Source organism: Bacillus sp. RC242 (assembly GCF_044908245.1).
Lineage (GTDB): Bacteria > Bacillota > Bacilli > Bacillales > Bacillaceae_G > Bacillus_A > Bacillus_A mycoides.
Map to the genome: position 1 here is coordinate 153,652 of NZ_JBIYCZ010000005.1, position 21,969 is coordinate 175,620.

The window sequence follows — 21,969 nt, forward strand, 5'->3', positions numbered from 1 at the left end:
ATAAGTATCCTTTAATGATTTCAAATAAAAAACCTTAGTATAGCTATGTTAATACCTATACTAAGGTTATCTAGAATTTTATATTTAGTTATTGCTATTTAATAGTTTATATTTAGACTTCTTTTTTCTTTCTTCAAGCATTTATAGACTCTCCTTCCTGTGGATAATTAGTTACCTATCTGCTTCTATAACATATAAAGAAACATACGGTCTTTGTTGTTTATAAGAAAGAATTTACTTAAACAAAACAATTCACAAATACATAATATTAGTTTTAGCTGCTGCTAAATGAATTCTATTTTTTATATATAAATAATAAATTTGAAGAATTTATGAAATGTACTGCATTTAAGATGAAAGGTAAAATGATATAGTTTAAACTACAATTAGCTACAATAACAACATACGTATATTGTTAAACGTAAAAAGGAGAACTAATGAAAAAGAAATATATGAATCAAATTCCGACTGATGTAAGTTTTAATCCGAAAGATATTATTGGTTTAATGACTGATTACTTTAAAATGAAAACAAAGCTGCGTCCTGTAAAGAATTTACCTATTGTTTTATCGAATAAAAATAATGAGTCTTTAGAGAGTGTGACATGGTTTGGGCACTCTGCTTCTCTTTTGAAAATAGAAGGTAAAAAATTGTTATTAGACCCTATGTTTGGAGATGCCTCTTCCCCATTTCCTGTGTTTAATAGTAAGCGGTATAGTGGTGCTTTTTCTTTAGAGCATGATGAACTTCAAGAAATTGATGCGATTATCATTTCTCATAATCACTATGACCATTTAAATTACAAGAGTATTATGCAGTTAAAAGATCGCGCAAAGCACTTTTATGTACCAACGGGAGTTGCGCAATATCTTATTAAATGGGGTATTTCACCTAGTAAAATTAGTGAACATAATTGGTGGGATGAAATTACGTTTGATAATATTAAGTTAGTTTGCGCTCCTGCAAGGCATTTCTCTGGACGAAGTATGACAGATAAAGATCGTTCTTTATGGTGTTCATGGCTTATTATTGGTCAAGAAACGAAAGTTTTCTTTAGCGGTGATAGTGGCTATGCTCCGCACTTTAAGGAGATTGGTAATAAATATGGTCCATTCGATCTTACTTTAATGGAATGCGGGCAATACGATACGAGATGGTCTGCAATTCATATGTTGCCAGAAGAAACAGTACAAGCTCATATTGACGTTAAAGGAGAATTGCTTGTTCCTATTCATTGGGGTGCTTTTACGTTAGCATTACATGAATGGAGTGATCCTATTGAACGTGTTACGAAAGAAGCAAATCGTTTAGGGGTTAATATTGCAACGCCACAAATCGGTGAAGCTATTGCGTTACAATCTAAAGATTATCCTACGGCTGCTTGGTGGCGAGAAGTGTAAGTATAATAAAAAGCGAACCAATTTAATATTGATGGTTCGCTTTTTATTCATTTATGACTCATCTATTAAAATTTTTTGTTTTATCTACTGGAATTTCATTTTTCATCTTCTCTGTTGTCCAATATCCTGTAGGGTCTTCTATATCGTTTGAATCTTGAATAGCAGATGGGATATTGGGGGCTTTTTTCACTTGAGTAAGAGTATCTTTTTCGCTAGAGGTTGCCAATGCTAAGTAAATAATCAAGGGTATTATAATAGTAACACTAGTTATATATATCCAAAATAAGTGATTTCCTTTTTTCATGAGCTCCTCCTTCTATTACATACTAATCTACCCTAATTACTACTTTACTATGCTGGTCTGCTTAGCTAATTCTTTATTCTTATACTCTACTAATTTATGATTTGATAAAACGCAAGAGTGCTCTAATATTAATTCATTATAAAGTACTTCAGTTAAAAATTTAGGTATCATCTCTCCTACGCCGTAATTATAGTCACTTAGAATCCAAGATACCTCTTTCCAATCTAGAATTCCTTCTGAGACTTTTTTTGGAGTGTGATATGTAAATTCATTAAGTAGCTCTACTAAATAGACATACATGCCACCAGAATATGAGGAATCCTCCCATTTAATAATGCCTTTAAATTGAATTTGATTTTGTTCAACATCTATATTTGTTTCTTCTTTTATTTCACGAATTGCATTTTCTAACGGTGTTTCTCCTTTTTATATCTTCCCTCCTACACCGTTCCATAATCCTTTTACAGGATCATATTCTCTATTTAGCATAAGTATTTCTTCATTTCTTTTTATAAAACATAAAGTGTGCTTGTATATAATTTAATTCCTTCCTTTGTTCTCAATAAGTTCTAACAGGTGATATTAAATATACTGCTGCAGATTGTTCACCTGCTTCAATTAATATCGGTCTCATGGAACCGCCAAAACTTAAAGTAACTCTATCTTCTTTTATTGCTTTTAAAGTATCGACCATATATCGTCCATCGAAAGATATATTTAATTGCTTTTCGCCGTGAATAGCATCTATTTGTTGTGTCTCAGATATTTTACCAATCTGAGAAGCGTTAGAAGAGATTTGTATTGTGCATTCGTCGATGATTTCTAAGTTAACGTTGTTGTTTGCCCATTCACTAGCCAATAAACTTGACCGATCTACACCTTGTAAAATCTTTTTTCTATCTATATTAATAACCGTTTGGGATTCATTTGGAATTAGGCCGGATATATTAGGATATTTTCCTTCAATAAGCCTTGAATACAACGTAATTGTACTGAATTTAAAAATAATGTGACTCTCTGAAAGATATATGTATACTAAATTTGAATTACTGTTCATTAATTTTAGTAGTTCACTAATAGTCGAATTTGGTACAATGCAATTTAATTTCGCATGTGAAGAAATGGGTATTTCACGTAAAGCCAGTCTGTGCGAATCAGTAGCAGCACAAATTAATTTGTTATGATCAATAACGAAATGTACGCCAGTAAGAACTGGTCTAGATTCATTTTTAGCAGTTGCAAAGACAGTTTGTTTGAATACCTCAATCAGCTGTTCCGTTTCTACTTGTATTTCTGTATGTGCGTCTAAAAATGGTACATTAGGAAATTCATTTGCCGAGAGTCCATTTAAGTTTAAAGTAATTTCATCTGATTGAATTGTAATCAACTGCTCATTCATACTTTTTATTAAAATCTCACTTGGCATTTTCTTAATAATTTCAATGAAATACTTTGCTGGTACAACAATACTCCCTGCTTTTAAAATAGTTGTAATTTGTTCGTCTTCAATTGAAATAGGTATAAATTTTTCAATGAAAATATTCGAATTACTTGCGATTAAAGTAATTCCAGATTGATCTGCTGTTATCTTTATTCCGGATAATATAGGAATTAAAGTTTTTGTTGAGATAGCTTTACTTACTTCTGAAAGAGCTTGTGTAAATTGTTTGTGATTAACGATAAACTCCATTTTTCCCCCGCCTTAAATGAAATACTATCTTTATGAAGATTGATGAATAATAGTTCCATTAAAAATATAAGGAACTGTTTCTTTCTTTTGTAAAAGGCTTTTTAAGTGTTCTGGTATACGTAAATAAGGTTCTGCTGAATCTAATTCCATCCAGGTAATCTCCTCAATCTCTTTTGGCCGTGATATACAGATTTCCCCTCCGATTATTTCTCCTAAAAAATTAAAGAAGATTGCATGATGTCCTCTCTCCTCAAAAAAGGCTTCACTAATGGAACAAACCCCTTTTACGGATATATCTAGCCCTGTTTCTTCTTTCACTTCACGAATTGCTGCCTCTTCTAACGTTTCCCCGAATTTAACTGCTCCACCTGGTAAAGTGTAATAAGAACCATTTTCCCCTTTGTTTTTAACCATTAATAGCTTTTCATGAGTTTCATCATATAGAAGTGCGTATGTAACATTTACTTTTTTCATATGTAACCCCCTTGAATGGCGAGAATTTTCTGTCTTTATTTTATTCTATCATTAAATTGCTTGGATTCATAAAAAGTAATTTGAGTAAATAACTAATACGAAACGAATTAGATTTTTTGAATGGCATCCATTGTTTATACATTATGCTGTAATGAAAAAGAGCCCTAGCATAAGGACTCTTTCTTAGCATTAAGCTATTTTTCGATTTAACTGTTTTATTTCCTTCTTCTTTTCTGCATTTGGAGGGCGAATTAATATAGAGATAACGAATGATATAATACTTAAAACACCGATTGTAATGAAGGTTGGTTGAAACCCTCCAAGTAGTGCTCCAATGAATGATCCTGCAAGTGCACCAAATCCGAAACCTTGGTAAACAATCCCGTAGTTTGTACTATGGTTTTTTAATCCGAAGAAATCCCCGACAATGGCTGGGAATATAGTGATATTACCACCAAAGCAAAAGGCGACACTTGCTACACAAGCAAAATAAATCCCGTAATTTAGTGGAATAAAACTTAAAGTGAAGACGGATAATCCAATAATAATAAATGTAGCCGAGACGATTTTTAATCGACCTATTTTATCTGATAACGTTCCAAGAATAATTCTACCTATTGTATTAAAGATTGCAATCATTGCGACGGCATTAGCGGCCGTCGCTGTACTAAGACCAACGAGCTGCACCCCAATGTCTTTTACCATACCGATTAAATATAAACCACCCATACAGGAAGTGAATAGCATAAAAAACAAGAAATATACTTGTTTAGTGCGCATCATTTCACGCGGAGTATAGTCATTGTGTAATGTTTCAGCCGTAGTGTTACTTACAATTGCTTCACGTAAGAAGAACGATCCGATTAATACTAAAAGTAAGACGATAATACCCCAATATAAAAATGCTTGTGATACACCAAGACTATCGATAAGATTTCCGTTTACATATCTAAAAATTAAGCTTCCCATTCCATATGCTGAAACAGATATACCAGAAATAAGCCCTTTACGGTTTGGAAACCATTTAATTAAATTAGATAGTGATGTAATATATGCTGTTCCATCAGCGTATCCAACGACAACACCGGCTAATAAATAAAGTAATGGTAATGAGGAAACTTGTGAACTAAGTATTAAACCGAGTCCTAAAACAATTCCTGCAGTAGCGATAAGTTTACGAAGTCCAAATTTTTGTTGTAGCTTTCCTGCAAATAGAGTTGAGAATGATAAAGAAAAACTCGTAATTGAGAACGTGATCGCGACTGAATTGAGATTCCATCCAAACTTACTTACAAGGGGTTGATTAAATAAACTCCATGTGTAAATTGTTCCTAGGCCAATTTGAACAATGATTGTACCTAGAACAATTAGCAATGGATTTATAGATGTTTGTTTCATGCTAACTGTCCCCTTCTTTTATCATGACATGAATTTTCACAGTTAGTATATCCATGATAAATTGCAAGATACTGTACGGAAAATGGAAATTGAGTTAGCTTACACAAAAAGACACTTCATCAAGAAGTGCCTTTTTGTAGGTTATATACAGCATTTAAAGAAAGCTTTGTTAAGATAAGACATTTTCGAATGCGTATGTATATATGTTATCAAATAATTTGCTGAAAGTGATGAGACTTAAGACGTATTTTTCTTTCATAAATAAGTCGGAGAGAAAATTAATATTCAATTTCCTCAAAGTCTTTCGGCTGCGGTACAGTTTGCATATTAGCTGCATCTTTCGGATCGCTATAAATCGCGTTTTGTTCTGTGTTTACATCCTTTATATTTTGCTTTTTATTTTTATTCACTTCATTTTTCATTAAAGTTCACTCCTTTTTATTATAGGAGTAGTTATACCCTAACCATATTATTTTTACTGCTACTAAATGTATCAGCGACTAAATTGCTAAATTCACGTAAATAATATAAATAATTATCCCCACCATAGTTGTATCTTTTATTGTACATTTTAGCAACGACGACATTATATTCTGGAATGACTAATATCGTTGGTCCTGTAATTCCTAATATTTGATAGGAACCTTTAGGAACTCGCTCACCAAGTTCGCTAAATAAAGCAGGTTCATTTTGAACGAACCAAAACAACCCGTTTTGAGGTAGTTCTTTATTTGTATACTCTGGACTTTGTAAGCTCGTAGCAAGTGCTATAACTTCTTTTGGCACAATTTGTTTACCATTTAAAAACCCTTTATTTAAATGCAGGTTCCCCCAGTAGGCAAATTCTCTCGCGGAGACAAAAAGATTTTTCTCGGAGCCGTCATCTACTGCACCAACACTACTTATTGCATCTTCATTTGGATTTACAATAACCTTAACTAAATTTTCATCATGTTCTATTCTCCATCCAGTTTCATTGAAGTTGGCAGGTAGGAATACACGCTCCTTTAGTAATTCAGGAAAACTCTTATTATACAGCTGATAAATAAGCTGCGTCACCATTCTTACATTAATATCTCTGTACGCCCAAGCTTGTCCCGGTTCAAATTCACGAAAAACTGTCCCCTCATCGGTTTCATTTAAACCGTGTGAATGAGTTACTAAATGTCTTATCGTTGTCTTACCGAGTAATGAAGGATCATGTTTTTCAAAATAATTTACTGCCTCGTCATCAAGTGATTTTATTTCCCCCTCATAAACTGCATAAGCTACCATTAATCCTAAATAGCTTTTTCTTGCGGAAGCGACATTGAACTGTGAAGATATGGTTACTTTTTTACTAGTAGGAGTATTTGAATGCGTTCCACTATAATGCTCTAGTACAATCTTATTATCTTTCATAATACAAAGTGCTGCCGCAGAACTTTGATTGGTCTCTTTAATGCTTTCTACCCATGAAATTAATTTTTCATATTTGTACAAATAAATATCCCCCTAAAACATATAAAAATAACAGCATGAAAGAAAAGTTTCAATACATTATAACTTTGCATCTGCACTTTTCTTTCATGTGAAATATTATAGATCTATAATACTTAAATAAACCACCAGTTCCAGCAATTAGAACAGCTGAAACAACCAACACAACCTACGCAACCGCCACAACGTCCGCCGCCACAACCACCACAGCGACCACCACAACCGCCACCGCCACAACGTCCGCCGCCACCGCATCCGCCACAACGACGTGCATCGTCTTGAATGTAGTAATATGGATATTGATTTTGTTGCTGATCCCAATACACAACATTACCAGGTTGATAAGCATTAAGGTTTAACGCTTGTAGTTCTTGTTGAAACTCATTCATTATGAAACCCTCCATTTACAAATGTAAATTCCGTCCAAATTTTCGAGTTTATTTACTTTTAAAAATAAAGTAGAAATAAGGCTATAGACTAAATGCGTACATCAACAAAATATGACTTTACACTAGGTGATGTACCTTGTTTATGAGCCTATTTTCTTTATATTCTTTTAGTGGACGGAATTAATATAAATAGAGACAATTAAAAGTTACTAATCCAGCAAGTTAATAGTTCATCACTTAATTTTCTTTCTAGTAATTCTTTTACTGAAGGTGTCGGCATTATTGTATAGGAATTTATATTTTCTTTATTAAAATCAATCCAGTGAAATGCTAAATGGGACTCTTTAGATATTGGAGTGAAATCGGATTTTAACTCATTTGAATCTATTTCAAAAATGTGGTTAATTTCATGGTGGAGGGTTTCTTTGGCTTGCCATTGATTTTCTATGACGCCTAAAAATTGTTTTATACTGCAAGTTACTCCAAGTTCTTCTCGTAACTCTCTTATTAGTGCATTCTCTGCTGATTCCCCAATTTCCACATGACCACCGGGTAAAAAATAGTGATGGCCTATGTATTCAGCAACTAGTAGTTTTTCATCTTGTATCATGATAGCTCGTACAATATGATGGAATTTACTTTTCATTTTGTATTCCTCCTAATCATTCACTTTATACTTGCTCGAAAATTTTCATTTAAAAGCGGGATAATATAAATCATAGGTGTTTCATATGGGTGAATTTCATTGATAATTGCAAGAGTACCTTTTACAAGTTCTCGTTTATACGTTAATTAAAACTAATAATTTTGATAAACGATTCTAAAAAAGAGTATGTTTATGAAGAAAATTATCAAAACATACTCTTAATATTTTTAGTTGATTCATTCTTTTACAATAAGGTTTGATTAGCCCTATTCTTTGCGGCCTCAAAATCGAAGCCGTAGCTAAAGTATGCAATCACTACTATTCCCTAAGCAAATCTATTCTCTACTTCAAATTTACCTGCCTGTACAAATTTTAGACTCTTAACGAACCACGAAAGCCTCTTGCGGCATAGTAAGATTCTGCCCCATTGTGATACACAAAGACGTGTCCAAAGCGATAATCGCAAAAAAGGGCACCGCCAAGTTCTCTAATATCAGAAGGTGTTTGCACCCAACTCGACGTCTTCATATCGAAATTTTCAAGATTATGTAATGTACGATATTCTTCTTCCGTTAATAGTTCAATACCCATGGTAGTTGCCATATCAATAGCGTTATTTTCTGGTTTATGTTTCTTTCTTGATTCTAGCGCTTCAAGATCGTAACAAACACTTCTACGACCTTTAGGACTTTCTGCTGAACAATCATAAAAAATATATTCGCCTTTTTCTTTATCAAAATCAACAACATCAGGTTCGCCACCAGTTCGTTCCATTTCGTTGAGCGACCACAACTTTTCAGTATTAGCATCCAACCTTTCTTGAACATTAGCCCATTCTAAACCTTTATGACGGTTCATATTATTCTCAAAACGATCTTTCAATGTTTGTAGTAATTCTTCACGTTGCTCTAGTGACAACTTTTTTTTATTGCTTTCTTTCATATTAGTTCCTCCATTGATGTTTTTATTAATGATAGTTTAAGTATATATAAATACTGTTTTATAATAAAATGTTTAAATAATTGCGTGAATTGAGTTTGCGATAATTTATATGAATTAGTACAACCAATTCTCCGCAATATGGCCCTTTAACGGAACAACTTATTGTTTCAAAACAGTTTCTTAATCGATCTTTCAATTCTAGATGTTCTTTTCCTTTTCACTATAAATACACGATATAACTTTATTCAAAACAGTACATCTTTATTTCAACAACAATAAGCGATATACTTCCTCACCGTCATATACATTTCCTAATGGTTTAAAATCATAACATTCATATAGTTTCTTTGCAGAAATATTATCTTTATGGACAGTTAATTTAATTTCCTCACACTCTTTAAAGTTATTTTTTATTAAGTTAATGATTTCCTGTAATGCTGCTTTTCCATATCCTTTTCCTTGCTCTTTTTCATCAATGATAAATCCGTTAATCCAATACATATCTGTTGACTCTCGTACAAAAGCATGCATAATAAAACCAACTATAAGGTCACCATCATATATAGCGAATGGAATATATTCGACATTTTCACCATCTGGTTTTATGTATACTTTAGCAAGTGATACTGCCACTGCCGGAACAAATTGCATTTGATTTTCTTTAACTCGTAACTTTAATGCGTCTTCCCAATTTTCTCTCGTAACAATTTTTAATTGGACGTTCACTATTTTAAGCTCCTTTAAAAAGAGAATTTATCTTTTATATTCAACGGAGTGAAATGATTCCCTTTTTCGACATCAACTTATAACATGATTTTCATAAAATCCTGAATAAATTTTTCCTCATCTAATTGTAACGCTATACGCGCCCCTTCAGATTTAGAGTGTAGGCGAAAATCAGCAAAAGTTTGTCCCTTCGTTTCGCCGCAAATATCCACAGTCACTTTTCGGGATGTATAATTTAAAAATGTAGGATTCACTAAACCGCTTATAGCAAGTACATCGTGTAATAATGGCCCTTCAATAGATGGATTGAGTTTTTGGTATGCTGATAAATAATAATCGTACATGGGTTTCATAATCGGCTTAAATGGATTTTGTGTATTAACTAAAATATAAGTAAATACACTTGGGGTTAAAACCGTTTTATTTGTTACATTTAAAGGGAATAACGTTAAATTTTTCGCTTGCTGAAATACAATTTGACTTGCTATAGGATCTCCGTACACGTTTGCCTCTGCTAATGGAGTAACATTCCCTGCTTCTAAAAAGACACCACCCATAAAATAAATTCCTTTTATATTTAACATCAAGTCGTTCCATAAATTAAAAGCAATCGCTAACGAGGTAGATCTTCCTACATCGACAATTGTTAAATCTTTTCCATACTTTACAAGAATCGCAGCAATACTACCAAAATTGTATATCGGAATAGATAACACACTTTCCGGTACATGTATGGGTCCTAATCCTTCTGGTCCATGAATTTCAGGATAATACGTTGTAATTTCATTTGTAAGTGGCTTTGTTGCCCCGCTAATTACAGGAATATCTTGTCTGTTTGCTAACTGTAAAATATATGCGGCATTATGAGCGGCATGTATATGTCCAACATTTCCATATCCAGTTACGATACCAACAATTTCAATTTCAGGATGCAGTAAGCCATACATAATTGCAAACGAATCATCAATACCTGGGTCTCCAAAAAATAAAACCTTCTCCAAGAAATGCACTCCTTTCATAGGTAAGATAATTATGTATATGTGGAAATAATTTAAATCTATACAGTTCTAAGCAAATATTAATGGTGAGTAATGTATTGATAAAAAAGAACTAGCATTATGCTAGTTCTTTTGCAGATAAATAATCTACCAGTTTAATTAAATCTCGTACAAATATTGGACTAACTGATTTTAATATAGATTATCCCCACTATATTTATAGAATTGAAAGCCTGTTATTAATCCGAAATTTTGCATTCAAATTGCAAATACTCGCAGGGATGTCTTACCATACTTTTTCGCTCTCGATTTGCTTATAATTATCTTTTTTAAATATTAAATGAGCAATCACAACTCCAAGTATAGTAATTATCCCTCCAATTATCGAAACAAAGGTTGGCACCTCGCCTAACCATATCCACGCAATAAAACATGCAGTAACTGGTGTTAAATATAGAGAACTCGTTGCTTCAGAAGCCCCGGCATGAGATGTAATATACGCTAATGCAATATATGGAAGGACTGTCGGAAACACACCTAAATATATAACGCTCAAAGTAATTTCTATAGGAGCTGCTACAATTTCTTGATAAATCCCTGGTAAAAAAATAAGCATACATACAGTACCAGACCAAATTGTATATATTGTAAATGGTAAGAAACCGTACTTTTTTAAATAAGACTTTTGAAAAACGAAAAATAGACTTTCTGAAAATGCCGCTAATAATATTAGTAATACCCCACTATTCAATTGAATGGAATCTCCTTGACTTAATGATAAAAAAGCAATTCCTACTAAACTAATTACACCACCAATCCAACCATTTAATTTCATTTTTTCATTCATAAAAACAGAAGCAAGAATTGCCGTTAATATAGGTGTTACTGAAACAATTAAACTAGCAGGTCCAGCATTTACACTCTGTTCACCGTAGTTTAGTGCAATATGATAAATAGTAAATCCTAGAGCGCCAAATATAAAAATTACTGGAATATCTTTTAAATCAGGTAACCGTAATTTGTATATAAGTGAAAACAGAAGAAGAATCAAAGAAGCAATTAGTAATCGTAGCAAAGTAAGGTGTTCAGGGGTGTAAGCTTCAAGCCCCATCCGAATTCCTGGAAAAGCTGTTCCCCATATAAGAATCGTAAAAGCGTGAGCACATACAATACGAAAATCCCATTTTTTATTATGCATATTTTCTCTCCCTCTCCAATAAACCAGCCATTTTCTAATTAACAATTATTTCTTTTCATCATATTTAATAGTTGATACAATGTCTTCAACCAGTTAATCCTCGAAAAAACCAACCACTTTGCATTTTTAAAATGAATGAGGGAGTTTTTAATATGTCTACTGATAAAAAACTGCCTAAATATCGGCAGATAATAGACTATATGAAAGAAAAAATTGAATACGGAGAATGGCCGATTGGAAGTAAGGTTCCTAGCCAGCGGCAGTTAGCGAAATTATTTCATGTAAATCGTAGTACTGTAATAACCGCACTAGAAGAACTTATGGCAGATGGCTTAATTCAAGGGCAAATCGGGTCAGGAACAATTGTAACGAATAATACATGGTCATTATTAGCCACCAATCCCCCGCCCGATTGGAGTGAATATGTAAAGGCTGGTATTCATAAACCAAGCAAGTTAATGGTACGAGAAATAAATAAAGCAGAAGCAAATAAAAAATTGATTCATCTTAGTAAAGGAGAACTTGCACCTCATCTTTTCCCGTTAGAAACTATGCAATTCATTATGCGTAACGTATGTGAGGAACTAGATTATTTCGGATATGAAGAACAAAAAGGATATTTCCCTTTACGTGAAGCAATAAGTAATTATGTAAAATCATTTGGAATAAATACATCACCAAGCTCTATATTAATAGTCTCTGGTGCATTACAGGCATTACAATTAATATCAATCGGTCTTTTACATAGAGAGTCAACTGTTTTACTTGAACGACCTTCTTACTTATATTCTCTTCATGTATTTCAATCGGCTAATATTCACCTTTCTGGAATACAGATGGATCAACATGGAATTATCCCTAATGACTTGTTAAGAAGAATTAATTATAGTCAAAAGAAAAATATTTTATATTCGATTCCTTGTTTTCAAAATCCGACGGGTGTATTAATGTCCAAGGATCGAAGAAAAGAAATACTAAAAATATGCGAAAAAGAACAATTGCCTATCATTGAAGATGATATTTACCGTGAATTATGGATTGATGAAATACCGCCACTACCTTTAAAGTCGATGGATAAACATGGACATATTTTATATATCGGCAGTCTATCTAAAACACTTAGCCCAGGACTTAGAATTGGCTGGATTATCGGGCCAGAGCCTGTTATTGAGAGATTGTCAGACATAAAAATGCAAACTGACTATGGATCAAGTTCTTTATCACAAAGAGTTGCTGCAGAATGGTTGAGTAAAGGATTTTATGAAGAACACGTTGCGAACGTAAGGATCCACCTGAAAGAGCGGAGACGAATGATGTTACAAGCTTTAGACAAGTATTGTGCAGATATTGCTACATGGGATATTCCAAGTGGTGGATTTTTTATATGGCTAACGGTTGTACCTAACATTCCAATGAAAAAACTGTTTTCAGAAGCACTATCAAAGGGAGTTCTTTTAAACCCAGGACGTATTTATGAAGAAGAATCGGATCAGTGCATACGCTTATCGTATGGATATGCTTCCTCTGAACAAATTACTCAAGGTATTTATATATTAAGTAATTTAATTCGTAAGTTAATGGCATAATAAAAATCCTCTTTTATATAAAGAGGATTTTTATGTGTACCCTATTTACCAAAATCTCATTTCCTGTCCTAATAAAATAAGTTCTTCATAAGGATCTCCGTCAATTTTTAATACTTGTGCAAAAGCCGGTTCTGTTTTTATGCCTTGTTCTTTTAATTGGATGATTTTTTTTCTAATATGGGGATGCTGCATTAATAGCATGTGCTCCACTATCATATGTTTATATGCATTTTGGTTACGCACTGGCTGCGGTTGACCAAATAATTCAAATTCAAAACCTTCAAATTGAAAAGTTGCCTTTATTGTTAAGATATTTCTAATGTTTTTCTTTTTCATTTCAAAACCTTCATATGAACCATACAAAGATCTAATTTCCTGTTCAAAAACATCATAATTATGTACTTCCATTACAATATCTAAGTCAGAGTGAAGGGTATCAATTCTAATAGAGATTGTCCCACAAAGTACAGGACTATATAAAGCTAAATCCGCCATTATGTTTAGCTTATTCATAACGTCGTAAACTTTTTGTTGTTTATCGTTCCCGGATTGTAAGTATGTGATAGATGTAAATATAGAAGTCTCTCCTTCATTTAACGTAATACTCATCTCACTAAATTTGAGAAAAAATTTAATCATTTCATTTTGTTCTAGGAGTACCTTTATTTCAATATATTAAGGCGAACTAACTATATTTTTCAACTTTTCTCCTATACTGCAATACTATAAAAATAAAAAAGGAGGAACTTTTATGAGCATTTTCAATATTCTTTTGACCATACACATATTATTTGGAACCATATGTTTAATTACTGGTATTGTAGCGATGGTTGCTCAAAAAAAGAAAGGAAAACATACGGAATGGGGCGAAATATATCATGCATCTTATGTTGTCATAACCCTGACGGCAATTATATTGGCCATTATAAAGTGGGATGAAATCGCATATTTATTTTATGTAGCAATTATCTCCTATTCATTTGCGATTTACGGATATCTCGCAAGAAAAAAACGATGGAGAAATTGGTTGCAACACCATATTAGAGGTATGTTAGGCTCTTATATTGGTGCAGTTACCGCACTTTTAGTAAACATTGGTATGTATATCCCTATTTTAAATCTACTTCCACCAATATGGTTTTGGTTCTTACCTACTATAATCGGTATTCCTCTCGTAGCCAGTGTATCAAGAAAATATAAAAAACAAAGGAAAAATTAATTGCATTTTGTTTACTTTCTAGTTTGTTTTGTAAAAATGATATTTAATGTAGTAAAGACATAGAAGAGAAAATAAAAAGAATCCAAGTTTTATTGGATTCTTTTTATTTCTGTTTTTTTAAAGGCTTTATTGAATGTAAACGATCCGGATAATTAGTAAACATCCCGTCTACACCCCATATAAGTAACTTTTTCATATCCTTTTCATTATCTACTGTAAATGGATGCACTTCTAATCCATATTTCTTTATTTTTTTTACATAGGCTGCGTCAATATATTTAAAGTTCATTCCTAGGCCAATGCAGTATTTTTTATAATTCTCAATTTCTAGTTCTGTTAATTGAACTGCTTTTTTATATGATAATAATTGTACTAACGGTATATTGGCATTTAAATTATGAATCTTTCGCAGACTTTCTTCACTAAATGATTGAATAATAGCTTTATCATTTATTTGGTAGCGATTTATAATTTCTAATAGTTTTTCTTCCATTCCAGGATATTCATCTGGTGATTTTGTTTCGATATAATAGTTAGCATTATGTCCAAACGTTTCAATAATTTCTTCTAGTGTTGGAACTTTAGCATTTTTAAATTCTTCTTTTGCTAAATCGGGGTATTTTTCATTGAAAAAGCTGCCTGCATCAAGTTGTTTTATTTCTGTTAATGTATGATTTCTTACTAATCCAGTACCGTTCGTTGTACGATCCAATGTTTCATCGTGCATAGCTATTAAACGTCCGTCTTTTGTCATTTGAAGATCTATTTCTATATAGTCTCCCTTTAATTGTTGTCCTAATTTGTAAGCTTCTATTGTATGTTCTGGTGCATATGCAGATGCACCTCTATGTGCAATGTTTTTTATATGATTTAATGTATTAGTAGCTTTAATGTATTTATGTTCATTTATTTGCTGAAAAACAAAGATGCTTATTACCATAAAGAAGCATATGAGTGTAATTAGAGATATTTTTTTCATAACGGTATGTTAACTCCTATATTTAAAGCGATTTTATTTGGATGAATTATCCAAATAAATGCTGGTTTTCAAAAACAGTCATTTGTCCTACAGCTTTAAATCCAGATTTTTCATAAATGTTAATTCCATCAGGTGAAGCTTGTAGTACGCAGTACATATTTTTTAATTGTTTTGCTTCTTGCAGCAGGAAATTAAACATAGTAGAGCCAAAACCTTTTCCTCTCATTTCTTCTTTAGTCGCTATATCATAAATACCGACACTATCTTTCGTACATACTAAAGAGCCAACAGATACTACCTCACCTTTATAAAGACCTAAGTATAGTTTCATGTCATCGCTATTCCATACATCTAAAGAAGAAATTTGATTATAGTATGCTTGAACGTGAGTACCTTCTGCTGATGTACCGAATAAAGCCGCTAACGTTTCGCCAAATTGTTGTATTTGTTCTGGCGATGTTGCTTTTTGTATTGTAAAACCTACTGGAATGTCTATTATTGGATGAATTTTTCTTAAGTCTGCTACCATCGCGATATTCTGTTCTGCTTCTTTTAAACCAAGTTTGATTAATTCGCTTTTTATAGTCTGTTCTTGTTTATCATCCCAAAACCAAACACTCATTGGAAATTTCTTTTGATTATAGCATTCTACCTCCTTATATAATTTCTCAATCCCTTCCGTTACATTACTATTTAGTAGTGTAATAATATTAAATGTATCTGCAGGTAATCCGCAGTCGATAGTAATGTAATCCTTCGTTTCTTTTACATCCATTCCATTTACCTGCCGCGCAATATATGAGGTTTTATATGTGAAATTGTCTATTAGTAACTGTTTATAATTCATTAATTTTGCTCCTTTCATAAAAATTCGTATTCGAATCCTTCAGTATTAAATATAACATATAAGAAATGTACCTATTTCTATAAAAATATCTCTATAAATCACTCTATGCGCCCTAAAAGAATTAAAAATGATATAACGTTGTCGGAATGAAAAAAGTGGTATATAATAAATATTAACATTACTAGTAATTATTTTAGGTATTCCTAGAATAAAGGAGCGATACATATGAAAATTACTATTTATTTCGGAAGTCATGAGGATCAAGATGTCCGTACTATGGACTGTCATTTAGATGTAGAAGATACAGAAGAGATTGTTTCTGTATCATAATATAAATAGTTGGGATGAACCCTCTTCCCTACAGCGTTTAAGACACCTTTTACAGGTGTCTTTTTTGTTGTTTTTTCATCAAAAACCCTTTACTTTAGAGCGTTTTAATAGTAAAATATAAATATACGAACAAACGTTCTTTTTATTTTAATTGTACATGAAGGGATGATTTTAACAATGACTCAAGCAAAGCGCAGAGGAAGAAAAAAGCAAACACCTATTATTTCAAATACAGGCTTTATCGGCTCTGTCTTTATTGATACATTGGAGTTACAAAAGAAATCCTATTATTTCGCTCGTAAAAAACTTCAAATTGTTCATCACGTACTAGATGGTCTATCTGGAGCAACGAGTGCATTATTTAAAGAACATAATATCGCTGCATACATGTCATGTGTGTATTTACATAAACAACAGAAAATTGGCTTCGTTCTTTCAACAAAACCTTTTGAACAAAGTGATGGTGTTTCTTATTTTATAAATTATTTGATCGAAAAGAATTTTTATGGTGACGAAGACATTGAATATCAAGAAGTATTTAATACAGGTTTTATTGGTGTAGTATTCGCGGATTTATCTAGTATAGATCGCTTTAATTTTGAGTTTGAAATGGGTATGCTAACGAAATTAATGAAAGATATGATTATTCCGGTTAAAGAGCTCTTTTTACGCCACAATGTACCGGCTTACATCTCCACTTCTCATTTAGAGGAGCAAAATAAATTAGGTTTCGTTCTATCTGTAAAGCCATATGATGAACGTGCAGAAGCAGATTTATACTTCGAAACATATTTAAAAGAGCGCGGATTATTTATTGGTGATGAAGAAGATGATATTGATAAAATAGTTATTAGAAAGACAGCCGAATTACGATAGTTTTCCAGTACAACTTACATTAATAAATTGTTCAGTATTTAATTTGAACTTAATACCTTCCTATTGGTAATAGGAAGGTATTAATAATTTATTAGTCCTGACGCTTTTCATACATCTCTATTTTTTTATTTAGTAAATCTTTACCCCAAGCTTGCATTGCTTCTAATACAGGTATAAACTTTTCCCCCTGCTCTGTTAAAGAATATTCTACCTTTGGTGGAACAACTTTATAAACTTCTCTGTGTACTAGCTCGTCCTCTTCAAGCTCTCTTAATTGTCTAGTTAAGATTCCTTTTGAGATGCCAGGTAACATCCTCAATAATTCATTAAACCTAATAATTTCATTTTTGCTTAAATGCCACAAAATCACGATTTTCCATCTTCCTGCAATTGCATTTTGGGTAACTGTTAATGGACAAATTTCTTGCTGTGTTTCTTCAGAAACCGATTCATCTTGATAACTAAAACGTGCCATAATAAAATCTCCTTTTTCGCTAAGTACTATTTTTATGACTATGTTATTAAATTGTGCCTACTTACATAAATCCTTCTTAAGAAATAGTATATGTAATGTATACAAAAATCAAAAATAACGCTGTATGTAACGGAGGAGATTGTATGAAAGTTTTAGTAACAGGTGCAAACGGAAATTTAGGTTCTAAAATTGTTGAGTATTTACTTACCAGATTATCAATTGAAGAAATAATTGTTGGGGTACGTGATGACAAGTCTGAAAAAGCACTTAGCTATAAGGAACAAGGCTTAGAAGTACGTGTAACGGATTTTGAAAATCAAGAAACCTTGTTTTCAGCATTCAAAGATGTTGATCATTTATTCATCATGTCAACATTTGGTGACTTTGATACAGTTATACGTCAGCATACAAATGCAGTAGAAGCTGCCAAAGCAACAGGTGTAAAACAAATTATTTATCCAAGTGTTACAAGAGCAGAAGGAAATGACTTTTTCCTAGCGGGCATGCATAGAGCACGTGAAGTAGCAATTATTGAATCAGGTATTCCTTATGTGATTCTGCGTAACAACTGGTATGTAGAAAATGAACTTGGTACAATTCAAAGCTGTATGGCTGGTGCCCCTTGGGTGACTTCTGCAGGAGAAGGGAAAATCGGTTGGGTATATCGTCCGGATTTAGCTGAAGCAACAGCGAATGTTTTGGTAGCTGATGGTCACAAAAATAAGATTTATGAACTTTCTGGTGAAAATTTAAAACAACAGCAATTTGTTGATACATTAAGTGAAGTATTAGGTAAAGAAATTCCTTTATTAGAAGTAGATGACTCTTCTTATGAAGAAATGTTAAAAGGTGCTGGAGTACCTGAAGCCTACCTTCCAATGTTAGTAATGACTCAAAAAGGGATTCGGGAAGGAGGATTAGAATCAACACATACCCATTTAAATTTCTTATTAGAACGTCAGGCTACACCATTAAAGCAAGCATTAACACATTTATTAGTAAATACAAAATAGATAAATCAAATTCTACAGCCGAGATCAAATAATAAATTTTGTATCTTACAAAGTGCCAGTCCACATTAGGAATGGCACTTCTTTATTACTGCCTTTACTTCGACCATCTATCACTTTAGTTAAAGAAGGATTTTTAAACAACATTATTATTTTTTAAAGGACTCTATTGCAAAATAAACATCTTTTTGTTACTTAACAAATTTACTTAGCTACGCAAAACACTATAATCTTTTGAATGAATTTCTAAGTTCAACTTATTTGAATAAGCCTTATTCAAAATAAGAAATACTATCCCTCCTGTAATTGGAATCGTGTAAGCAGGGATATAATTTAATAATAATCCTGATAATGCCAATGCTATTGGCTGCATCATTTTACCTATACTTAATCCAATACTGAGTACTCTCCCCCTATATTCATCAGGAATCTCTTTTTGCGTGAAATAAATTAAAGGAATATCAATTAACGCTATTATTAGCCCTAAAAAGAACATAACAACACAATACGTAATAACGTATACAAAATCATTTACTTCAAAACTTTTGAATAGAACTGGAATTCCTGAAATAATCATAAAAACTGCCAACATTGAACTTAGCTTTTTCAAAAGATAAGAGTAAGAAAAACGATTAGTTATCTTTTTTACTAAAATTGCACCAATTATCATCCCTACAGGAAAAGTCCCTTGAATCATACCAAATTGCTTAGAACTTAGATTGAGAACCGTGTTTATAATATATGGCAATGGAACAGTTACAGCAAAACCTAGGAAGAAATTAAGTGAAGTTAAAATACTAAACGTATTCTTTAAGCTTTCCTTTTCAATTAAGTAAGAAAACCCCTCTTTTATATCTTTAATAAAATTAATTTCTCTTTTTGAACATCCATCATTTATGTTGTACTCGAACAATTTAAAGTGAATAAACAATATGGATATGCCCGAAAGAATAAATGAAATACCATTTATAATTATAAAAGTTTTTATATCTAATACAGCAAAAACGATGCCACCTAACATAGGACCGAGAATTAAAGATACAGAATCGATAATTTTACTTATAGAGTTAATACTCATTAACCTCACTTTAGAGACGATATTTGGTTTTGCCGCTTCTAACCCTATTCCAAAGAATGTTGTAAATACCGTCATAAGAAAGGTAGTAGTATAAATGATGAATAAGTTTAATCCATAATAGCTGCTTAATATATAAACAGTTATTAATAAGCAACCACTTAGTAAATCCATACAAATAACCAGTTTCTTTTTATCAACCTTATCAGCAATTACACCGGCAAATGGATTCATAACAATCATTGGAATCGTTCCTAAAATGAGCGTAATCGCAAAATTTAACGCAGATCCGGTTATTTGTAAAACATATAATCCTAATGCGAAACTATATATAGAGCTACCGGATATTGATACTGTTTTTGCAATTGAATATAAACAAATATTTCTTAGTTCTTGGTTTCTTTTTTTATTTTCTATATGTAATCGTAAACTTCCCATAACATTTCCCTCCCGCTGAACTTTGTATTACGTACAGTGTAAGTTCTCGGGTTAACCCAATATCAATATGCTATTATTAAAAACTTCTAAAAGAAAAATTTAAAAAGATGGGGTTAACCCCATCTTTTTCCGAAAAATGAATATGTATAAATTTCTTCTCCTTGAACAAAGAAATCTTCGTACTTTCCGCCTCGTTCTATATATTCTGAAGTTCTTTCATCTATGTAATTAAACTGTAGCTTTTGGATTTCTCCCTTGACTTTTGAAGACGTAAAATTATCTCTTAATCTAGTTGTAATTTGGCTATTTATGCTAAAATTTTTAAATACAATAAATGAACTTAATAAATAACAATCAGGTTTGAATAGATAGTTTAATTCGTGAAGTAAAAAATCCTCATGCTCAAAACTGTAATTACTTGTACCAGACTGATCAATTACAATATCAACAGAATGGTTCTGAATAGGTATACTTAAAAAATCAGCGCAAATAAAAAGAATGTTTCTTTTGGAATTTCTTTTTTCAATTACATCTTTTAAAAATAGAAGTTTATTCAAATCACGATCAACAGCAATATATAAGCAATCCTCTGGCAGCTCTTCATAAATATTTCGTAAAAAGAATCCAAGACCCGATCCTATATCAAGTATTACCTTGTCATTTAAATCTAGTTGTTTTAGTTTCTTTTTCGCCCATTCTCCTATTCTATGTATATTCTCCAAATAAGAAGAATCAGTTGCATGGATATAATCTGAAATAGGATCTTCAAAAGAAGCAGGATCTTCAAAAGAAGCCCTGTCAGACGTTTCAAACGATTTATCTGCTGTTAAAATCCCTGAATTAATAACATATTCTTCGCCGCAATTACAAGTTAATTTCCCCTCCGTAATTTGATTACTATTAATAATTCCATCTTGAAGAATTAAATTTCCGCTACACTTAAAACATGTAAGAAAATTAAGCACCCTTAAATCTACCCCTAAAATTGAATTAGAAATCTCAGTTGTTATAGATAAATCATTTAACGCTGCCTTTAATTTATCTCTTCTTTCCTCTAAAATTTGTATTTCTTGTTCAATCTTTTCATATTTCAATTTAAATAAAGATTGGTAAAAAGTATCTTTTTCATAATTTATAGATTTTGCTAAACTTTTATAAAGAAAAAGTTCTTTAATTTCATTCAAACTAAATCCTAGCCATTTGTACTCTAATATAAGCTCTACATCTTTTTGACAATACTCATCAAAAAAATAATGGCCACCCTTTTTTTCAGGAATAATTAGTCCGAGATCCATATAATGTCTAATTGTATCTATACTTATATTGTTTTTTTCTCCAAACTTTCCGATTTTCATAATATCACTACCATTTTAGTATTTGTTTATAAATACTTCTTTTCTAATAGTAGGAAATCCTTTTATCCATCTATATATAATTATCTAGTATAGGGTAATTGTAGAAAAAAATAAAAAAACCCGCGAATCATTCAC

At 32.0% G+C, this 21,969-nt stretch carries 23 protein-coding genes and 1 pseudogene; 5 read left to right on the top strand and 19 right to left on the bottom strand.

From position 1 onward, the window contains the following. The first annotated feature begins 437 nt into the window (after positions 1-437). On the top strand, positions 438-1,400 hold the full coding sequence (locus ABH957_RS11740) for an MBL fold metallo-hydrolase (protein WP_404511276.1): 963 nt from the start codon (positions 438-440) through the stop codon (positions 1,398-1,400). A gap of 58 nt (positions 1,401-1,458) precedes the next feature. Here the strand turns inward: ABH957_RS11740 and ABH957_RS11745 are convergent, their stop codons facing one another. The 13 genes and pseudogenes from ABH957_RS11745 to ABH957_RS11805 all read right to left on the bottom strand — a co-directional run bounded on the left by ABH957_RS11745 (position 1,459) and on the right by ABH957_RS11805 (position 11,644). Further along, on the bottom strand, positions 1,459-1,704 hold the full coding sequence (locus tag ABH957_RS11745) for a hypothetical protein (RefSeq protein WP_404447754.1): 246 nt from the start codon (positions 1,702-1,704) through the stop codon (positions 1,459-1,461). 39 nt (positions 1,705-1,743) lie between these two features. After that, positions 1,744-2,241, bottom strand: a pseudogene (locus ABH957_RS11750) (NUDIX hydrolase). A 22-nt stretch (positions 2,242-2,263) separates the two neighbouring features. Beyond that, a complete protein-coding gene (gene dnaN, locus ABH957_RS11755) occupies positions 2,264-3,394 on the bottom strand; it encodes a DNA polymerase III subunit beta (protein ID WP_088039470.1) in 1,131 nt (376 codons plus the stop codon). Positions 3,395-3,424: 30 nt separating this feature from the next. Then, entirely contained in the window at positions 3,425-3,868 is a 444-nt protein-coding gene (locus ABH957_RS11760; RefSeq protein WP_016101906.1) for an NUDIX hydrolase, read from the bottom strand. 189 nt (positions 3,869-4,057) lie between these two features. After that, positions 4,058-5,266 carry an L-lactate MFS transporter gene (locus ABH957_RS11765; protein WP_113936390.1) on the bottom strand — a complete coding sequence of 403 codons (1,209 nt, stop codon included), beginning with the start codon at positions 5,264-5,266 and terminating at the stop codon, positions 4,058-4,060. A gap of 278 nt (positions 5,267-5,544) precedes the next feature. Next, the gene (locus ABH957_RS11770; protein WP_002013225.1) at positions 5,545-5,688 is read right to left on the bottom strand and encodes a hypothetical protein; all 144 of its coding nucleotides are present in this window, start codon (positions 5,686-5,688) and stop codon (positions 5,545-5,547) included. A gap of 31 nt (positions 5,689-5,719) precedes the next feature. After that, positions 5,720-6,748, bottom strand: coding sequence for a serine hydrolase domain-containing protein (locus ABH957_RS11775; RefSeq protein WP_002013222.1), 1,029 nt, complete (start codon positions 6,746-6,748; stop codon positions 5,720-5,722). Positions 6,749-6,861: 113 nt separating this feature from the next. Then, a complete protein-coding gene (locus tag ABH957_RS11780) occupies positions 6,862-7,134 on the bottom strand; it encodes a heterocycloanthracin/sonorensin family bacteriocin (RefSeq protein WP_002013220.1) in 273 nt (90 codons plus the stop codon). Positions 7,135-7,333: 199 nt separating this feature from the next. Then, a complete protein-coding gene (locus ABH957_RS11785) occupies positions 7,334-7,780 on the bottom strand; it encodes an NUDIX domain-containing protein (RefSeq protein WP_002013219.1) in 447 nt (148 codons plus the stop codon). A 372-nt stretch (positions 7,781-8,152) separates the two neighbouring features. After that, positions 8,153-8,722, bottom strand: coding sequence for a DUF4256 domain-containing protein (locus ABH957_RS11790; protein ID WP_113936389.1), 570 nt, complete (start codon positions 8,720-8,722; stop codon positions 8,153-8,155). 261 nt (positions 8,723-8,983) lie between these two features. Further along, a complete protein-coding gene (locus ABH957_RS11795) occupies positions 8,984-9,448 on the bottom strand; it encodes a GNAT family N-acetyltransferase (RefSeq protein WP_404511278.1) in 465 nt (154 codons plus the stop codon). 77 nt (positions 9,449-9,525) lie between these two features. Further along, positions 9,526-10,449 carry a nucleoside hydrolase gene (locus tag ABH957_RS11800; RefSeq protein ID WP_113936387.1) on the bottom strand — a complete coding sequence of 308 codons (924 nt, stop codon included), beginning with the start codon at positions 10,447-10,449 and terminating at the stop codon, positions 9,526-9,528. A gap of 283 nt (positions 10,450-10,732) precedes the next feature. After that, entirely contained in the window at positions 10,733-11,644 is a 912-nt protein-coding gene (locus tag ABH957_RS11805; RefSeq protein WP_113936386.1) for a DMT family transporter, read from the bottom strand. Between the two features lie 152 nt (positions 11,645-11,796). Between ABH957_RS11805 and pdxR the strand changes: the two genes are divergently transcribed. Further along, positions 11,797-13,230 carry a MocR-like pyridoxine biosynthesis transcription factor PdxR gene (gene pdxR, locus ABH957_RS11810; protein ID WP_002165703.1) on the top strand — a complete coding sequence of 478 codons (1,434 nt, stop codon included), beginning with the start codon at positions 11,797-11,799 and terminating at the stop codon, positions 13,228-13,230. A 45-nt stretch (positions 13,231-13,275) separates the two neighbouring features. On the opposite strand, the gene ABH957_RS11815 is transcribed toward pdxR, so the two are convergent. Continuing rightward, positions 13,276-13,806, bottom strand: coding sequence for a DUF4269 domain-containing protein (locus ABH957_RS11815; RefSeq protein ID WP_404511368.1), 531 nt, complete (start codon positions 13,804-13,806; stop codon positions 13,276-13,278). 175 nt (positions 13,807-13,981) lie between these two features. On the opposite strand from ABH957_RS11815, the gene ABH957_RS11820 reads away from it, so the two are divergent. Beyond that, entirely contained in the window at positions 13,982-14,449 is a 468-nt protein-coding gene (locus ABH957_RS11820) for a DUF2306 domain-containing protein (protein ID WP_002085290.1), read from the top strand. A 103-nt stretch (positions 14,450-14,552) separates the two neighbouring features. Here the strand turns inward: ABH957_RS11820 and ABH957_RS11825 are convergent, their stop codons facing one another. Next, positions 14,553-15,428: a glycerophosphodiester phosphodiesterase gene (locus ABH957_RS11825; protein ID WP_404453745.1), complete on the bottom strand. Its 876-nt coding sequence runs from the start codon at positions 15,426-15,428 to the stop codon at positions 14,553-14,555. Between the two features lie 46 nt (positions 15,429-15,474). Next, positions 15,475-16,275, bottom strand: a complete 801-nt coding sequence (locus ABH957_RS11830; protein ID WP_404453742.1) for a GNAT family N-acetyltransferase — start codon at positions 16,273-16,275, stop codon at positions 15,475-15,477. A gap of 507 nt (positions 16,276-16,782) precedes the next feature. Between ABH957_RS11830 and ABH957_RS11835 the strand changes: the two genes are divergently transcribed. Then, positions 16,783-17,481 carry a hypothetical protein gene (locus ABH957_RS11835; protein ID WP_002085281.1) on the top strand — a complete coding sequence of 233 codons (699 nt, stop codon included), beginning with the start codon at positions 16,783-16,785 and terminating at the stop codon, positions 17,479-17,481. Between the two features lie 91 nt (positions 17,482-17,572). Here ABH957_RS11835 and ABH957_RS11840 read toward each other — a convergent pair whose 3' ends face one another. Beyond that, positions 17,573-17,956: a winged helix-turn-helix transcriptional regulator gene (locus ABH957_RS11840; protein WP_002085280.1), complete on the bottom strand. Its 384-nt coding sequence runs from the start codon at positions 17,954-17,956 to the stop codon at positions 17,573-17,575. A gap of 143 nt (positions 17,957-18,099) precedes the next feature. Between ABH957_RS11840 and ABH957_RS11845 the strand changes: the two genes are divergently transcribed. Further along, positions 18,100-18,969 carry an SDR family oxidoreductase gene (locus ABH957_RS11845; protein ID WP_002165699.1) on the top strand — a complete coding sequence of 290 codons (870 nt, stop codon included), beginning with the start codon at positions 18,100-18,102 and terminating at the stop codon, positions 18,967-18,969. A 205-nt stretch (positions 18,970-19,174) separates the two neighbouring features. On the opposite strand, the gene ABH957_RS11850 is transcribed toward ABH957_RS11845, so the two are convergent. Continuing rightward, positions 19,175-20,479, bottom strand: a complete 1,305-nt coding sequence (locus ABH957_RS11850) for an MFS transporter (protein ID WP_404511280.1) — start codon at positions 20,477-20,479, stop codon at positions 19,175-19,177. Positions 20,480-20,592: 113 nt separating this feature from the next. Further along, on the bottom strand, positions 20,593-21,834 hold the full coding sequence (locus ABH957_RS11855) for a methyltransferase domain-containing protein (RefSeq protein WP_404511282.1): 1,242 nt from the start codon (positions 21,832-21,834) through the stop codon (positions 20,593-20,595). Positions 21,835-21,969 lie beyond the last annotated feature (135 nt).